The sequence below is a fragment of the Rouxiella badensis genome, from assembly GCF_002093665.1.
Classification (GTDB): Bacteria; Pseudomonadota; Gammaproteobacteria; order Enterobacterales; family Enterobacteriaceae; genus Rouxiella; species Rouxiella badensis.
Map to the genome: position 1 here is coordinate 182,882 of NZ_MRWE01000001.1, position 14,550 is coordinate 197,431.

The 14,550-nt window shown below is 52.5% G+C and carries 12 protein-coding genes; 2 read left to right on the forward strand and 10 right to left on the reverse strand.

The window, feature by feature from the left end:
- Positions 1-8: 8 nt before the first annotated feature.
- The 5 genes from sucA to sdhC all read right to left on the reverse strand — a co-directional run bounded on the left by sucA (position 9) and on the right by sdhC (position 6,450).
- Positions 9-2,816 carry a 2-oxoglutarate dehydrogenase E1 component gene (gene sucA, locus BS640_RS00900; RefSeq protein ID WP_084911622.1) on the reverse strand — a complete coding sequence of 936 codons (2,808 nt, stop codon included), beginning with the start codon at positions 2,814-2,816 and terminating at the stop codon, positions 9-11.
- 387 nt (positions 2,817-3,203) lie between these two features.
- A complete protein-coding gene (locus tag BS640_RS00905; protein ID WP_017493931.1) occupies positions 3,204-3,920 on the reverse strand; it encodes a succinate dehydrogenase iron-sulfur subunit in 717 nt (238 codons plus the stop codon).
- A gap of 22 nt (positions 3,921-3,942) precedes the next feature.
- Positions 3,943-5,709, reverse strand: coding sequence for a succinate dehydrogenase flavoprotein subunit (gene sdhA / locus BS640_RS00910; protein WP_017493930.1), 1,767 nt, complete (start codon positions 5,707-5,709; stop codon positions 3,943-3,945).
- 3 nt (positions 5,710-5,712) lie between these two features.
- The gene (gene sdhD / locus BS640_RS00915; protein ID WP_017493929.1) at positions 5,713-6,060 is read right to left on the reverse strand and encodes a succinate dehydrogenase membrane anchor subunit; all 348 of its coding nucleotides are present in this window, start codon (positions 6,058-6,060) and stop codon (positions 5,713-5,715) included.
- 12 nt (positions 6,061-6,072) lie between these two features.
- The gene (sdhC, locus tag BS640_RS00920) at positions 6,073-6,450 is read right to left on the reverse strand and encodes a succinate dehydrogenase cytochrome b556 subunit (RefSeq protein WP_026110800.1); all 378 of its coding nucleotides are present in this window, start codon (positions 6,448-6,450) and stop codon (positions 6,073-6,075) included.
- 807 nt (positions 6,451-7,257) lie between these two features.
- On the opposite strand from sdhC, the gene BS640_RS00925 reads away from it, so the two are divergent.
- Positions 7,258-8,553, forward strand: coding sequence for a citrate synthase (locus BS640_RS00925; RefSeq protein WP_017493927.1), 1,296 nt, complete (start codon positions 7,258-7,260; stop codon positions 8,551-8,553).
- A 184-nt stretch (positions 8,554-8,737) separates the two neighbouring features.
- Positions 8,738-10,567, forward strand: coding sequence for a C48 family peptidase (locus BS640_RS00930; protein ID WP_084911625.1), 1,830 nt, complete (start codon positions 8,738-8,740; stop codon positions 10,565-10,567).
- A gap of 130 nt (positions 10,568-10,697) precedes the next feature.
- On the opposite strand, the gene nei is transcribed toward BS640_RS00930, so the two are convergent.
- The 5 genes from nei to pxpB form a co-directional block, all read right to left on the reverse strand.
- A complete protein-coding gene (gene nei / locus BS640_RS00935; protein WP_017493924.1) occupies positions 10,698-11,492 on the reverse strand; it encodes an endonuclease VIII in 795 nt (264 codons plus the stop codon).
- Positions 11,492-12,142: a pyroglutamyl-peptidase I gene (gene pcp, locus BS640_RS00940; RefSeq protein WP_017493923.1), complete on the reverse strand. Its 651-nt coding sequence runs from the start codon at positions 12,140-12,142 to the stop codon at positions 11,492-11,494. The genes nei and pcp overlap by 1 nt, the downstream gene beginning before the upstream one ends.
- Positions 12,143-12,207: 65 nt before the next feature.
- Positions 12,208-12,945 carry a 5-oxoprolinase subunit PxpA gene (pxpA, locus tag BS640_RS00945; RefSeq protein ID WP_084911627.1) on the reverse strand — a complete coding sequence of 246 codons (738 nt, stop codon included), beginning with the start codon at positions 12,943-12,945 and terminating at the stop codon, positions 12,208-12,210.
- The gene (gene pxpC / locus BS640_RS00950) at positions 12,935-13,864 is read right to left on the reverse strand and encodes a 5-oxoprolinase subunit PxpC (RefSeq protein ID WP_017493921.1); all 930 of its coding nucleotides are present in this window, start codon (positions 13,862-13,864) and stop codon (positions 12,935-12,937) included. Before pxpC ends, pxpA begins: the two co-directional genes overlap by 11 nt.
- Complete coding sequence (pxpB, locus tag BS640_RS00955; protein WP_084911628.1) at positions 13,858-14,514, reverse strand: 5-oxoprolinase subunit PxpB; 657 nt, start codon at positions 14,512-14,514, stop codon at positions 13,858-13,860. Before pxpB ends, pxpC begins: the two co-directional genes overlap by 7 nt.
- Positions 14,515-14,550 lie beyond the last annotated feature (36 nt).

The window sequence follows — 14,550 nt, forward strand, 5'->3', positions numbered from 1 at the left end:
TTAAACGACTATTGAACATTCAGCGCGTCGTTAACCAGATCTTGCTGCTGTTTCTGGTGAACTGACATATAGCCCACGGCAGGCGAGGCTGAAGCCGGACGTCCCGCGTAGCGTAAAGAAGCACCGAAAGGTACCACTTCACGGAAGTTATGCTGACTGCAATACCACGCGCCCTGGTTGAGCGGCTCTTCCTGGCACCAGACAAAGTCGTGCACGTGCGCATACTGCTCAATCACGCTCTGTACGGCTTTGTGAGGGAAAGGATACAGCTGTTCGATACGAATAATGGCAACGTCGGTTTGTTCGTTCTTACGACGTTGTTCCAGCAGATCATAGTAGACTTTGCCTGAACACATCACGACACGCTTGATGCCTTTCGGGTCCAGCTCGTCCACTTCGCCAATCGCTGGCTGGAAGGTGCCGTTAGCCAGTTCGTCGAGCGTAGACACTGCCAGCGGATGACGCAGCAGAGACTTAGGCGACATCACTATCAGTGGGCGACGCATCCCGCGCAGCGCCTGACGACGCAGCATGTGGTAAACCTGCGCCGGCGTAGACGGAATACATACCTGCATGTTTTGCTCGGCACAAAGCTGCAAATAACGTTCCAGACGGGCGGAGGAGTGCTCCGGACCCTGCCCTTCATAGCCGTGTGGCAGCAGCATGACCAGACCGCACATACGGCCCCATTTCTGCTCGCCGGAGCTGATGAACTGGTCGATAACGACCTGTGCACCGTTGGCGAAGTCACCGAACTGCGCTTCCCAGATGGTCAGGGTGCGCGGTTCTGCGGTGGCATAACCATATTCGAAGGCCAGCACGGCTTCTTCCGACAGCACGGAGTCCCAGACGTTGAACACGCCCTGACTGTTGTGGATGTTGGAAAGCGGCACGTAGACAGAGCCGTTTTTCTGGTTGTGGATTACCGCATGACGGTGGAAGAAGGTTCCACGGCCGGTGTCTTCACCGGAGAGACGAATAGGAATACCTTCGTCGACCAGCGTCGCGTAAGCCAGGTTTTCCGCGCCGCCCCAGTCGAACAGTTTCTTGCCTTCGGCCATGTCTTGACGATCGCTATAAATCTTGGCGACGCGAGACTGCATCTCGATGGCGTCTGGCACGTGGCTGACGCGACGCGCTAGCTCCTGCAGACGTTTTGGCTCAACGGTAGACGGATAAGGTTCGTCCCACTCGTGGTTCAGATAAGGCGACCAGGTGAAGGTGTGCATGTCGTTCGGACGCCATTCGTCCACAACGCACTCACCCGCGTCCAGCGCATCACGGTAAAGGTTAACCATTTCCGTGGCGTCTTCCTGGCTGGCTACGCCCTGCTCAGTCAGTTTGTCCGCGTAAATTTTGCGCGGCGTTGGGTGTTTCTTGATCTTCTGATACATCAGAGGCTGGGTTGCACTCGGTTCGTCGGCCTCGTTATGGCCATGACGACGGTAGCAGACCAGGTCGATCATTACGTCACGCTTAAAGGTATTACGGAAATCCAGCGCCAGGCGGGTGACGAAGGCCACCGCTTCCGGGTCATCGGCATTCACGTGGAAAATCGGTGCCTGCACCATCTTCGCGATATCGGTACAGTATTCGGTAGAACGCGCGTCTTTCGGGTTTGAGGTAGTGAAACCTACCTGATTGTTGATAACGATACGTACAGTACCGCCCACTTCATAACCACGAGCCAACGACATGTTCAGCGTTTCCTGAACGACGCCCTGACCGGTAATCGCCGCATCGCCGTGAATGGTGATTGGCAGAACCATGTTACTGCGCGCTTCGTCAAGACGATCGCGACGGGCACGAACGGAACCGATAACCACTGGGCTGACGATTTCAAGGTGCGACGGGTTAAACGCCAGCGCCAGGTGAACCATACCGCCTTCAGTTTCGACGTCGGACGAATAGCCCATGTGATATTTCACATCGCCGGTACCCAGATGCTCTTTATGCTTACCTGAGAATTCATCAAACAGGTCTTGGGGTTTTTTACCCAGCACGTTGATCAATACGTTCAGACGACCGCGGTGCGCCATGCCCAGAACGACTTCACGCGTGCCGTTTTTACCGGCGTGGCGGATCATGTCCTTAAGCATAGGTACCAGGGCATCGCCGCCTTCCAGCGAGAAGCGTTTCGCGCCCGGGAATTTAGCACCGAGGTAGCGCTCCAGCCCTTCGGCTGCGGTTAATTCTTTGAGGAAGGTCTTTTTCTCGGTTTCGTTGAACTTAGCGCGGCCGACAACGGATTCGATACGCTGTTGAATCCAGCGTTTTTCGTCCGTGTTGGTGATGTGCATGTACTCGGCACCGATCGATCCACAGTAGGTCTGCTTCAGCGCGGCGTAAAGTTCGCCCAGCTGCATGGTCTCTTTGCCGATAGCAAACGAGCCCACGTTGAAGGTTTCCTGAAAATCAGCCTCAGACAGATGATGGTAAGCAGGATCCAGGTCAGCAACGGTTTCCTGTTTCCATAAACCGAGGGGATCAAGATTAGCATTCTGATGACCACGGAAACGGAAGGCGTTGATGAGCTGCAACACCTTAACCTGTTTCGCATCGGTTTGCGGGTCGCTGATTGCTGAATTATAACGCGAAGCGTCTTTCGCCAGGCGGCGGAAGTAGTCTCGAGTCTGTGAATGGAGTTGTTCCGGTTTGACACCGACTGTCGGTAGCTGTTTGAAAATTGAACGCCAGCTATCGTCAACGGAACCAGGATCGGTTAAGTAGTCTTCATAGAGTTGCTCTATGTAAGACTGGTTCGCGCCCGCCAGATAGGAGGAATCCAGCCAGGCCTTCATTGCGCCGTTCTGCATCGTGATCCCTTAAGCTTTGAAAGCTTTAGTTTTCGCCGTGGTTAATAAAATCACCGTGGTACCTGACGTAATTTTGACTTACATCCGAGTAAGACGGTTTTCCATACAACAGTTCACTTAACCGACAGGTTTGATGCCCGTCGACCGGTCAAGGAACCTCCAAAAGCCTGCGCATTAACCGCTTACTCGAGCTTTTGGTGCTTCCCTGTGTTCCTCTTTTTACGCAGACATAAATATACTGTTAACGGGCCAAAATTATCACCCTTTACCCAGTCATTTCATCAGCTTATTCGCGCTGTGTCTGTGCATTTTGTTGCGTAATTGTTACTGCTTGTTCACTTAATATTAGCGGGAACCTGAGTTCCCGCTTTTTTCGTACTTTTCGGCTTAGGCACCGCGCTGTAGCAGCATCGACTTGATGTGCCCGATGGCCTTAGTCGGGTTCAACCCTTTAGGACACACGCTGACACAGTTCATGATGCTGTGGCAGCGGAATACGCTGAAAGCGTCGTCAAGATTATCAAGGCGTGATTGCGTTTCTGTGTCACGGCTATCAATCAGGAAGCGATACGCGGCCAGCAGACCGGCAGGTCCCACAAATTTGTCCGGATTCCACCAGAATGACGGGCAAGAGGTTGAACAGCAGGCACAAAGAATACACTCGTACAGGCCGTCCAGCTTCTCACGCTCTTCCGGCATCTGCAGGTGCTCACGCGCCGGAGGATTTTTACCGTCATTGATCAGATACGGTTTAATCTTTTCATACTGTTTGTAGAACTGACCCATATCGACAACCAGGTCACGCACCACCGGCAGACCCGGCAGAGGACGGATAACAATCTTCTTGCTGCCGTTACGCAGTGCAGATACCGGCGTGATGCAGGCCAGACCGTTTTTACCGTTCATGTTCACACCGTCAGAGCCGCAAACGCCCTCACGGCAGGAGCGACGAAACGACAGCGTCGGATCTTGCTCTTTCAGCAGAATAAGTGCGTCGAGCAACATCATGTCACGGCCTTCTTCGGCCTCCAGCACATAGTCTTTCATGTACGGAACGTCGTCTACGTCCGGGTTATAGCGATAAATCGAAAATTCGAGTTTCATTTATATGCTCCTGCTCACCGGCCTAGTAGGTACGTGCTTTCGGCGGGAATGCCGCGCGCAGCTTAGGCTGCATGTTCACCTCACGGCGAGTCATGCTTTCGGTTTCCGGTTGGTAAAGCGTATGGCATAACCAGTTCGCATCATCACGATCCGGGAAGTCGAAGCGGCTGTGTGCGCCACGGCTCTCGGTGCGATAGTTGGCCGATACCGCAGTAGACAGTGCAACTTCCATCAGGTTGTCCAGTTCCAGACATTCGATACGCTGGGTGTTGAATTCAGTCGAGGTATCGTCCAGACGGGCATTCTGCAAACGTTCACGGATGTGCTTCAGATCTTCCAGACCCTTGGCCATCGCGTCACCTTCACGGAATACGGAGAAGTTGTTCTGCATACAAGCCTGCAGATCCTTGCGGATTTGCACCGGATCTTCACCCGAACGGGTGTTGTTCCAGCGGTTCATACGCTCCAGCGCCGCATCGATATCAGACTGGCTGGCATCGCGGCTTGGGCCCTGCTCCAGCAGAGATTCCTGCAAGTGCATACCCGCCGCACGACCGAACACGACCAGGTCGAGCAGTGAGTTTCCGCCCAGACGGTTGGCTCCGTGAACAGATACACAGGCGATTTCGCCTACCGCAAACAGGCCCGGGATCACTTCGTCTTCGCCTTTGGCGTTGACGCGCAGAGCCTGACCGGTCACCTTAGTCGGAATGCCGCCCATCATATAGTGACAGGTAGGGATAACCGGAATAGGCTCTTTGACCGGGTCAACGTGAGCAAAGGTACGAGACAGCTCAAGGATACCCGGCAGGCGGGATTCCAGAACGTCTTTACCTAAGTGGTCCAGTTTCAGTTTTGCGTGAGGGCCCCAAGGACCGTCACAGCCACGGCCTTCACGGATTTCGATCATGATAGAGCGCGCTACCACGTCACGACCCGCCAGGTCTTTGGCATTCGGCGCATAACGCTCCATGAAGCGTTCGCCGTCTTTATTAAGCAGATAACCGCCTTCACCACGGCAGCCTTCTGTCACCAGAACGCCTGCACCGGCGATACCGGTTGGGTGGAACTGCCACATTTCCATGTCCTGCACCGGAACACCCGCGCGCAGCGCCATGCCAACGCCGTCACCGGTGTTGATGTGAGCATTGGTGGTTGACTGGTAAATACGACCTGCACCGCCGGTTGCCAGCACGGTGGCCTTCGCCTTGAAGTACACGACTTCACCGGTTTCGATGCAGATAGCGGTACAGCCGACGATAGCGCCGTCCTGATTTTTCACCAGATCGAGTGCATACCACTCGGAGAAAATGGTGGTGTGATTCTTCAGGTTTTGCTGATAAAGGGTGTGAAGCAGTGCGTGACCGGTACGGTCAGCCGCTGCCGCAGTACGTGCCGCCTGCTCGCCGCCGAAGTTCTTCGACTGGCCACCAAACGGACGCTGATAAATTTTGCCGTTGTCTAAACGGGAGAAAGGCAGTCCCATATGCTCGAGCTCGAGAATCGCTTCCGGCCCGGTGTTACACATATATTCAATCGCATCCTGGTCACCGATATAGTCGGAGCCTTTAACGGTGTCATACATATGCCATTCCCAGTCATCTTCATGGGTATTGCCCAAGGCAACGGTAATACCGCCCTGCGCAGACACCGTGTGGGAACGGGTTGGGAACACTTTGGAAATCAGGGCGCACGACAGGCCCATCTGTGAAATCTGTAATGCGGCACGCATACCGGCGCCACCTGCACCGATTACGACGGCATCAAACTCTCTGACTGGCAGACTCATTTACTACGCTCCCCACACAACTATTGTTCCATAAAGCAGATAAACCACTAGCGTGACAACGATCGCAAGTTGCAGCACCAGACGCACGGCCAGAGGTTTGACATAGTCAGTTAACACCTGCCACATGCCTATCCAGGCGTGAACCAGAATCGAAAGCAGCGTGAGCAAGGTGAACACTTTAGTAATGGAAGAAGCAAAAAATCCGTGCCAGACTTCAAAATCGATGTCCCGAGCCATGACGACGAAGCCAAGAATATAGAGGATATACAGGGTGATAACGATAGCTGAAGCACGAACCAACAGCCAGTCATGAACGCCATTACGTCCCAATGCAGAAACATTGTTAACCATACTTTTAATACCCTACGCTACGAAAACGGCAGCAAGAATTGACAACAGTACGGTAATGCCAATCGCAATATATGCCGACAGCTTACCGACAGCCAAACTCTCTTCGATGACGCCAAAATCCATCAGCAGGTGGCGAATGCCGCCGCAGACGTGATAGGCCAATGCGGTCAGTATTCCCCAGAATATGAACTTGACGAAGAAGCTGTTCATGATGGCGGCAGCATGCGCGAATCCTTCCGGAGAGGAAAGAGACGTACCAAGCAACCAGAGGAGGATACCGACAGCGACGAAGGTTATTACGCCGGAAACGCGGTGTAAGATGGACGCTATCGCAGTAACGGGAAACCGGATCGTTTGCAGATCCAGATTGACAGGTCTTTGTTTTTTCACGGTTTAGCCCACACAGCCCTTAGAGCCTGTTCATAAACATCCTGCGGGGTACATACAAGGCAAAAATAAGCGATAAAGCCGGTTTACACCTAACAGCAGTAAAGGGGCGTTTCGTGCTTGTTTTAACACAGCAGACCGAGCGCAGTACATCTTGAATGGCGCTTATTATTTTCCATCCTCCGGCCTGGGCGGAAATCAGACAGCGTTAGAACCCAATGGCCCTTCACGTCACGCGCTCAAACATCGACATCCACTGTGCTTAAACGGCGCGTTCTACATAACGCTGGGTGCTCCTACTTCAGGGTGTTCCGGAGACCTTGGGGGAGTATAGGATGATCACATTCCTATTACAATTCCCCTACAAAATGTTTGGTCACTTTTCTACGAAACAGTGATTCACCTCTCATTTTCCATATTATACACAAAATAAATTATCTTGTTTGACACTGTGCTAACATTTCTATTACAAATTACGACATGATTTATCCTTGAGATTTACTTCATATCAACACATCCGCTTCCCTGCGACGCCGAGTTGTGCAAAAGTGTAGCTCGTGTATGCCCTCATACTTGTCGTAGGTATTGAGCAAAGATATCGGATCAATAACAACAATGAAAGGCCGCCTGGCCGCCATAAACTGCACGCAGTGGCAGTAACACGGCTTCGCATTACGCCAACTCGACGGGCGCAGCGAGGACCTCACATTACAACGGCGGAGATAGCTCGCAGGCAGTACCGGGTTCTGCAACCAGACCAAGGACAGAGTTGTTAGAGATTATTAAAATAAGGCGCTAAGGAGACTGTAAATGGCTGATAAGAAAGCGACACTTACCCTACAGGGTCATGATCCTATTGAACTCGACGTGCTATCAGGCACGCTGGGACAGGACGAGATTGACATTCGCCCCCTCGGCTCAAAAGGTTTTTTTACCTTTGACCCTGGCTTTACCTCTACCGCATCCTGCGAATCCAAAATTACCTATATCGATGGCGATGAAGGCATTCTGCTGCATCGCGGATTCCCGATTGACCAGTTGGCAACGGAATCAAACTATCTGGAAGTGTGCTACCTGCTGCTGAACGGGGAGCCACCCACGCAGAAACAATATGAAGAATTCAAAACGACGGTGACCCGTCACAGCATGATCCATGAGCAGATTACCCGTCTGTTTCACGGCTTCCGTCGCGACTCGCATCCGATGGCCGTGCTGTGTGGCGTGACCGGCGCACTGGCGGCGTTCTACCACGACTCTATCGACGTTGAAAACGAACGCCATCGTGAGATTGCAGCGTTTCGTCTGCTGTCGAAAATGCCGACCGTTGCCGCAATGTGTTACAAATACTCCATCGGACAACCGTTTGTTTACCCTAAAAATGACCTGTCCTATGCCGGTAACTTCCTGCACATGATGTTTGCCACACCGTGCGAAGAGTACGTGGTTAACCCGGTGCTTGAAAAAGCCATGGACCGCATCCTGATTCTGCACGCCGACCACGAGCAGAACGCCTCTACCTCAACCGTGCGTACCGCAGGCTCTTCAGGCGCTAACCCGTTTGCCTGTATCGCCGCAGGTATCGCTTCGCTGTGGGGACCGGCTCACGGCGGTGCCAACGAAGCCTGCCTGAAAATGCTGGAAGAGATAAGCACCGTCGATCACATTCCAGAATTCGTTCGTCGTGCGAAGGACAAAAACGATTCCTTCCGCCTGATGGGCTTTGGTCACCGTGTTTATAAAAACTATGACCCGCGCGCTACCGTGATGCGTGAAACCTGTCATGCGGTTCTGGAAGAGCTGAACATGAAGGACGACCTGCTGGAAGTGGCGATGCAGCTTGAGCACATCGCGCTCAACGACCCGTACTTCATCGAACGTAAACTGTATCCGAACGTGGACTTCTATTCAGGTATCATCCTGAAAGCCATGGGAATTCCATCCTCGATGTTTACCGTTATCTTCGCGATGGCGCGTACCGTTGGCTGGATTGCTCACTGGAACGAAATGCACGATGACGGCATCAAAATTGCCCGTCCACGTCAGCTGTATACCGGCTACACCAAACGTGATTTCAAGTCCCAGGTCGACCATAAGTCATTAAAATAGCTGCCGTTGTCAGCAGCCATTAAAGCGCCCCTTGACCCTAGAGAAATCGACCGGTTAAGGGGCTTTTTTATTGTTTTATGAAACAGAAAAACGTTCTCCTTTCCAATAAATAAGCGATCCTTGATACCCATCTTTACTGCATAAATAGCATACTGGGCAACTTTACCAATCCAGGAGCACTGCCATGGCACTCGGCATAACATCGGCAGCACAACGCAATATACAAGTGACACAACAAACCGACATAGATGCAAAAGAGACGCCCTTTGAAGCGCCTATTTTCGGTAAACTTGACACTAAACTTACGGCCCCGTTTATTACTCCCAAAGATGTTAAATCTTCTCCATCTTCGATGAAATCTAATTTCGTTCTTAGAAAGCCACAGCAAGGTAACTATAAAAGGCAGGCACCACCACTACTGCCACTGCCACTGGAACCACTCCCGCCCCCTCCACCATATTCTTTGGTCGACCCTTATCCAGAGCCGTTTAATCATTCATCCAGTGAAGATTTATCTTCTGCAAGCTCATACAGCACGGAAGGTTATAATGAATCTTTTCTTAACAGGCTCAATGACTGTGTTAATTCTTTCGTTAACTTGCGCGGCAAAATTAAATTATCAAATCAGGATTCCAATCAGAATCAGAATCGATTGCCAAAACAATCTGGAGACCCCCTTCCGGTAACTGCTTCAGTCACTAATAGATCGAGACATGAGAGCGATGACAATACTGACTCTTCAAGCCCGACGAGCAGCACCAGTGATAGCGGCTCGCAGAATTCTATGGGCGTGTCAGAGAATGATACCGAGCTTAACCTCATAGATAATCCTCTTTATAGTCAATCCTCAACGAGAAGGGGCCCCCCACCTCGTAACTCTTATGAAAAGCATATTTACGCTCAAATTGACGAAAGGATCCTGCCAAAAACTAAAAACGATTTTAAACATGAGATTATATTTGGGAAGCCTCTTTCAAATTATGCTCTTGACCGGATGTTTTTTTCCGCCTGTGGAGGGGGTCTATCTACTCCCGCACGTGTTGGAAAAGAAAAGACGGCAGAAGATATTGCAAAGGCTTCAAAAAATGCGTCAATAGATGCGTCAGAGGCTTTAGAAGCACAGAAATTCATCTTTGATTTATATACCGGTAAGCAAAATTGCCCACAAAATCCGGAAATAAAAAAAATTATAGAGGAAAAAAGTCTAAATTTATTTATTATAGTTAAAAAGCATAATGAACATATAAATACCCCCCCAGAGAATCACTGGAAAATCCCTCCAAAACTGTTGTTTATTGCTGGATTCAAGCCGCAGGAAGAAGGTGTTCTCGACCACAAACCGGAGATCGCCGAGACAATTTATCAGTCCATAGAACACTTGAAAAATATAGTAAACAATGACGAAACATCTAACGAAAACACTATTTTTGACAACAACCGATTTATTACCTCAGTCGAAATTGATGCCTTTTCAAAAAAATTAACTGACGATTTAGGAAAAACTTTTTCAAAAACCACCTTATTTCACGAAGCGAGGGAATTACCGACGGATAATGCTACCGCTTCCCAGCGTCTTATCGAATTATTTGACGTCAATAATAGAAGCACCGTAAAAACGCATTTCGTCCCACTATTATTAAATGAGCACTGGTACCTGTTTGGCACTTTTTACGACAGCACAAATACTAAGCAAGCCCTGATGTTTGACAGTATGAATGGCGCATCTGACTTAGAAAACTATGAACGGTTTAAGAAACTGGCTAAAGATTGTGGTGCAGAGGGAAACATCTTGACCATTAGCAAAGACCTTCAGACATTCTGTCCTGACGCCTGCGGGCTTTTTGTCGCCAAGGCGATGGAGGTCGTTTCCAAACAAACTAGTGAAAACTACCAGAATGCATTACTGAAAATGAGTGATGACTTCCTGCAAACTCTTGACGAGGAGCAGCATATGTTTAACCTCCGTGGAAGAGCGGAATTGTTGAGTGCCCTGAGCGAGGCCATATCGCGGTAGCGATACTGACTAATTCATAAAAGCCTGTCATATATATCTGTCGAAACAGTAGGCAGTAATAGATGCAAGCGCACCTATTACTGATCTATTGCTCTACGACTTAACTGCTTAAAACCGTCGGCAGGTCGCTTTACATCTGACATCCCGGACAGCTAAAGAAAGGCCGAGACGAGACGCTGCTTTTCACGATAGCCGCCCCGCAGCGTTCGCAGGGCTTGCCTTCACGAGCAAACACCTTAAAGCGGAACATCGCGCCGTGGTGCACATTTTCATCCATCGTGCCGCGCATGGCGTAAGAGTGACGAGCGATAGACAAGCAGGCATCGGCGAGCAGATCCAGCCGTTGGTCGTTTAAATCTGCCGGGCGATGTGAGGGCAAAAGCTTCGCCTGCCACAGAATTTCGGCACGCAGATAGTTGCCCAGACCGGCCAGAAACGCCTGGTCCAGCAGCGTCCCGCCAAGCTGACGATGGCTAAAGCGTCGGGATAGCAGACGTGCCCTCACCTCTTCAACGGTTAACGTCACGTCAAGCACATCAGGCCCAATTCGCTGAAGGAACGGGTGCTGGTAGACTTCTTCCGTCGGCCAGATTTCGATATCCGATGCGCTGTAGAGCAGAATAGCGCTGTCCGGCGTGGCAATCTTCACCCGCAGTGAACGCTTACCGTGGTCGATAACGTCGCCGGGTTTAAATACGCGCCAGACACCGTAGAGCTGGTTGTGGCTATACAACGTGAGGCTGTTAGTGAAGTGCGTCAGCAGCGCTTTACCGCGCGTCTCAATGCCTTTAACGCGCTGGCCTATCAATGAGGGTTGATAAGGCTGAAGCTTAGGGAAAGCAAACCAGACGTCAGTCAAGGGTTTATCGACTACCGCCGTTTCAAGCAAATCCGCTGCTCTGCGGATTTCTGGTCCTTCTGGCATTAGTGTGTGGCTCCTTCTGCGACAGATAAATCTTTTTCAGTGTGCAGCGCAATAGCGATAGTTAACTCTAACGCCTCCAGCAGCGTATGTTCCGACATGCTGGCGCTGCCGGGGTGCAGCGCGGCCTGCTCGGGCAAGTAAGGCACGTGAATAAACCCACCTTTCATCACGTTGCTATCGCCCCGCGCCATACGGTGCAACAGACCGTACATCACGTGATTACACACATAAGTCCCGGCAGTTTGTGATACCGAGGCCGGGATCCCCGCCTCACGCAGTCCGTTGACCAGCGCCTTGATGGGCAACTGAGCAAAATAGGCCGCAGGTCCCTCGGCAACAATCGGCTGGTCGACCGGCTGTTGGCCATCGTTGTCCGCAATGCGCGCATCATCGATGTTAATAGCCACGCGTTCAATGGAAAAATCGACGCGCCCACCGGCCTGCCCGACGCAGATAACCATCAAGGGATCCACCTCGTCGATGGCCAGATTCAGGGCTGAGATTGCCTTGCCGAATACGCAGGGCAATTGGCGCACGGCCAGACTGACGCCAGAAAGCTGCACGTCCTGCAATTTTTTCACCACTTCCCACGAGGGGTTCACCCGTTCACCGCCGAATGGCTCAAAACCGGTCACTAGAACTTTACGCATCACTGATCCTTATGGGCAGATGACAGCTCAAACGACTCACCGTCATCCACAATCAAAGTGCAAAACTACTCGGCGCTAACCGGAATATTTTTCTCGGCAAATGCGGCGCGTAGGCTGCGGGCAAAGGCCAGTGCATGTTCCCCATCACCGTGGAGACAGACGGTGTCGGCCTGAACCGGTACCTTCACTCCGTCACGGCTAACGACCTGCTGGTCCAAAATCATGCCCAGCGTTTGCTCCAGCGCAAGCGCATCGGTCTCGATCATCGCATCAGGCTGGCTGCGTGGCACCAGATTGCCGTCGCTCTGATATCGACGGTCGGCAAACACCTCCTGACGCGTTTTCAGGCCCAGACGTTCACCGGCGCGAATGAGCTCACTGCCCGCCAGCCCCACCAGCACTAACGATGGGTCAACCTCATGCACCGCACGGGCGATGGCGTCAGACAATACTTCGTCCGTCGCTGCCTGATTGTAGAGCATGCCATGCGGTTTAACGTGAACCATTTTCCCACCCTCGGCGCGAGCAATCGCCGCCAATGCACCGAGCTGATAGACCACCTGCGCATAAACGGTTTCGGGCGGAAGCTGCATCGCGGTACGACCAAAGTTTTCCCGGTCGGGGAAGCTGGGATGCGCCCCAATCGCAACGCCGTACTGGATGGCCCAACGCACCGACTGCAACATAGTCTGCGCGTCCCCGGCGTGAAAACCACAGGCAATATTCGCCGAACTCACCAGTTGCAGCAGGGCCTCATCATTTTCACAGCCTTCGCCAAGGTCGGCATTTAAATCAACGCTCATGCAGTCCCCACTTAATTTGTTCGATAAAACGATCTTGTTCACGCTTCGCGTGCAGAGCCTCTTCAACGGTACACTTCACGAAGTGAATCGGCATCCCCAGACGAATCTGCGCAAGATGGTAAAGGTCAGCCTCGATAACGCAGGCAATGCGTGGATAACCGCCGGTAGTTTGCGCGTCGGCCATCAGCACAATCGGCTGGCCGCCGTGCGGTACCTGCACGACGCCCGGCACCAGGCCGTGCGACAGCATTTCGCGTTTGATTTCGCGAGTCAGCTCATGGCCGTGCAGGCGGTATCCCATACGGTTACTCTGCGGGCTAAGCTGCCACGCCGTGCGCCAGAACGACTCGCGTGCATCGTGGCTGAATTCCTGATATTCCGGCCCCGGCACCGCGCGGATACGGTTACCGAACAGCAGCTGCTTAACGCCGGTGGATTTTTGCGGCTCTTTTACCGCCTTGCCGACCGACAGCACGTCGCCGTCTTTCAGCGCGCGGCCTTCAAAGCCACCGAATCCGGCTTTAATGTCGGTGCTGCGAGAGTCGAGCACCTCGGGAACGTTAATGCCTCCCGCCACGGCCAGATAGCTCCGCATACCGCGCATCGGCATCTTCATGGTCAGCACTTGACCTGCCTTGACCGGATAACACCAGCCTGTCCACAACGACACGCCGTCCAGCGTAGTGTGGCTGCCTGCGCCGGTCAGCGCTATCCAGCCCTTTTTAGTAAACTGGACGCTGAATTGACCCAGCGTAATTTCCAGACCGGCGGCATTTTCATCGTTACCCACCAGCAGGTTGGCGATACGCAGCGCGGGCGCATCGAGTGCACCCGACTGGCTGACGCCCAGTTGACGATAGCCTTCACGGCCAAGGTCCTGAACGGTAGTCTGCATTCCGGCACGTAAAACTTTTAACATACGCCCTCCTTCAGCGGCAGAAAGCGAACCCGGTCACCGGGGCGCAACAGGGTCGGCAAACGGCTCTTAGGATCAAACATCGGCTGCGACGTATGGCCGATAAGCTGCCAGCCGCCGGGGGTAATAAGGGGGTAAATGCCCGTCTGGCTGCCGCCAATCCCGACCGTTCCCGCCGGAACGCTGAGACGCGGCTCGGCGTGGCGAGGCGTTGTCAGCGCCTCCGGCATGCCGCCAAGATAGGGGAAACCGGGCTGGAAGCCGAGGAAATAAACGATGTACTCTGCGCCGCTGTGGCACTCCACCACCTGACGCGCGGTCATGCCATTATGGCTGGCGACGCCCTCAAGATCAGGCCCTCCCTTGCCGCCATAGACCACCGGAATTTCAACCAGCCGAGACTCCGGCTCAAACGCCTGACTCTCTTCCCACCAGGTCTGCAAACGCTCGATAGCATCAAGGGCAGAATGTTGCGGTTCGGCCAGTATCACGGTTAAATTATTCATGCCGGGAATAACCTCCTTGAAGCTGGCGTCCTGCGCCAGACGTTGGGACAGTCCCCAGATCCGCTGCTGGCTCGCCAGTGAAACGGGAGGCTCCAGCTCGAGAACGACAGCGCGTTCACCTAACAAGTAACACCGTGCTCGTTGCAATTAATGACTCCTAAGCCACAGATAATATACAAATTA

Bases quoted from the DNA above. Each gene is read 5' to 3' on its own strand.
- pcp (WP_017493923.1), bottom strand. From the start codon at position 12,142: ATGCGTAAAGTTCTAGTGACCGGTTTTGAGCCATTCGGCGGTGAACGG.
- pxpC (WP_017493921.1), bottom strand. From the start codon at position 13,864: ATGTTAAAAGTTTTACGTGCCGGAATGCAGACTACCGTTCAGGACCTT.
- BS640_RS00930 (WP_084911625.1), top strand. From the start codon at position 8,738: ATGGCACTCGGCATAACATCGGCAGCACAACGCAATATACAAGTGACA.
- sucA (WP_084911622.1), bottom strand. From the start codon at position 2,816: ATGCAGAACGGCGCAATGAAGGCCTGGCTGGATTCCTCCTATCTGGCG.
- BS640_RS00905 (WP_017493931.1), bottom strand. From the start codon at position 3,920: ATGAAACTCGAATTTTCGATTTATCGCTATAACCCGGACGTAGACGAC.
- nei (WP_017493924.1), bottom strand. From the start codon at position 11,492: ATGCCAGAAGGACCAGAAATCCGCAGAGCAGCGGATTTGCTTGAAACG.
- BS640_RS00925 (WP_017493927.1), top strand. From the start codon at position 7,258: ATGGCTGATAAGAAAGCGACACTTACCCTACAGGGTCATGATCCTATT.
- pxpA (WP_084911627.1), bottom strand. From the start codon at position 12,945: ATGAGCGTTGATTTAAATGCCGACCTTGGCGAAGGCTGTGAAAATGAT.
- sdhD (WP_017493929.1), bottom strand. From the start codon at position 6,060: ATGGTTAACAATGTTTCTGCATTGGGACGTAATGGCGTTCATGACTGG.
- sdhA (WP_017493930.1), bottom strand. From the start codon at position 5,709: ATGAGTCTGCCAGTCAGAGAGTTTGATGCCGTCGTAATCGGTGCAGGT.